Origin of the sequence: Streptococcus sp. 343_SSPC (genome assembly GCF_001072385.1) — a bacterium.
Lineage (GTDB): Bacteria > Bacillota > Bacilli > Lactobacillales > Streptococcaceae > Streptococcus.
The window spans coordinates 1-1,984 of sequence record NZ_JVKU01000025.1; the positions used below are offsets into that span (position 1 = coordinate 1).

2 protein-coding genes and 1 pseudogene are annotated in these 1,984 nt (G+C 44.3%); all 3 read right to left on the reverse strand.

Annotated elements, in window-relative coordinates; translation table 11 throughout:
* A partial coding sequence (gene lacD, locus ADH27_RS07680; protein WP_048717134.1) for a tagatose-bisphosphate aldolase occupies positions 1-900 on the reverse strand: 900 nt, incomplete at its 3' end.
* Position 901: 1 nt separating this feature from the next.
* Entirely contained in the window at positions 902-1,831 is a 930-nt protein-coding gene (locus ADH27_RS07685) for a tagatose-6-phosphate kinase (RefSeq protein ID WP_048717140.1), read from the reverse strand.
* Between the two features lie 11 nt (positions 1,832-1,842).
* Positions 1,843-1,984, reverse strand: a pseudogene (locus ADH27_RS07690) (galactose-6-phosphate isomerase subunit LacB); the annotation flags it as partial.

A 1,984-nucleotide genomic window follows, 5' to 3' on the forward strand; every position in this document is an offset into this window, starting at 1 on the left:
GAGCCATTCACGAGCTGCTGCTTCGCCATTCTTGATGTAGGCTTCTACAGATCCAGCCCAAGTTGCTCGGCCACAGAGGACTCCATTGAAGTTCGCGCCTGCTTCATGGGCAAAGACAAGGGTTTCTTGGAAGAGTTTGGCAGAAACACCTGCACTCAAGTAGATGTATGGAAGGTTGGTTGCTTCTTCTTGTTCTTTAAAGAAGGCTGCCGCTTCTTCACGGCTATGAACGATTTCACCATCGCCAAAACCTTCAACGTATTTAACATTGACTGGAACTTCTACCTTCAAGACATCGATGTTAAAGCGTGGGTCTGAGAAGACTTTCATAGCTTCGATGACCTTGCGAGGTTTTACTTTCGCATATTCTACAGATCCGGCATCCGCGATTTTTTCATCATAAGCCAAGATTTCAAGGAAGAATGGAATTTCTTCTGCAGCACATTCTGAACCGATGCGTTCGATGTAAGCTTGTTTTTCTTGGTTGAGTTCTTCTGCACTATCCACATCATAGTAGAGCAAGAATTTCACTGCATCTGCACCCTGTTCTTTGATGCGTTTAGCTGACCAAAGGTTGAGGCAGTCTGGCAAACGCTTGGTGCTAGAAGTGTCGTAGCCTGTTTTTTCATAAGCCAACAAGAGACCTGCTTCTGCATCCAAGACCTTAGTCGCTGGAAGGCCATACTCAGGGTCCAAGAGCATAGAAGATGCGAATGGTGTCAATTCTTCAGCCACCAAGACCTTCAATTCTTCCATTTGAGCTACTGTTGGTTCTGTGTCTTGATATTGAGCCATGAGGCGTTTCAAGGCACCACGTTGGTCAAAGGCCAAGGCTGAGATCACACCCTCTTTGGTGCTCAATTTTTCTAAATAGTTGCGTTTTTGTTCTGTTAATACCATCTTATACCTCTTTTACAATTATATTCTGATACAAATCATCGTAGTGGGCCATATTGACATGCCCTGTCATCTTTTCTTGGGCATTTAGCATCCCTAGGACCATAGCATGGGTCAAGAGGGCCACGTCATCTTTTCCGCTACTGAGAGCAGCAGAAATCCCAGCCACAGTTGAATCTCCAGATCCCACTGGATTGACCACTTCAATTTTTGGAATATCGACCTTATAGAAGCTGTCTCCATGTTTGGCAAAGGCACCATCTCCACCTAAGGAGACGATAATCCATTCGATTCCTTCAAACAGTGGGTCTTTCAAAACTTCTTTTAAGTCCTCAAAATCAGCTGAAACATCCCGTCCTAAGAGTTGAGATAATTCTTCGCGATTGGGTTTAATCACCGTTGGTTTGAATGGTGAGTGAAGGACCGCTTCTAAAGATTTGCCTGATGAATCAAGTACAACCTTGCGTCCTGCTTCTTTTGCAATCTCAATTAGGCTCGCATAATAGTCCACTGGTAGCCCTGTAGGAAGACTCCCCGAAATAGCAATCACATCCGCTGTCGGCATGAGGAGTTTGAAATGATGAAGGAATCCTAAAGCTTCCGTCCGGATAATTTCTGGACCCGCTTCTAAGATTTCTGTTTGATTTCCTTCATGCAAGATGGCGATACAGTTCCGCGTATCTCCCAGGATATCATAGAAGAAGGATTGGACATCTCGTGGAAGATGGGTCTTGATGAATTGACCATTGGTCCCCCCAACAAAACCTGTTGCTCCAACTGTTTCACCGCTCTCAGCTAGGACACGGGTGACATTTAACCCTTTCCCACCAGCCGTCTTAGAAACTTCCGACACACGATTCACAGTATCCAACTTTAATTCTTCCAAGGGATAAGAAATATCAATGGAAGGATTCAAGGTGACAGTTAAGATCATATCCTCACCTCTTAGTCGTGGTATTCACCACGATCCCATTTTTCAAGGAATTCTGTAAAGAAGTCTGCATCCTCTTGGTGATCATTATGGGTTTCCAAATGTTGAATCTTGGCAATCAATTTCTTGTTTTCTTCACTTGGTTTGTATTCTGCA

Bases quoted from the DNA above. Each gene is read 5' to 3' on its own strand.
- ADH27_RS07685 (WP_048717140.1), bottom strand. From the start codon at position 1,831: ATGATCTTAACTGTCACCTTGAATCCTTCCATTGATATTTCTTATCCC.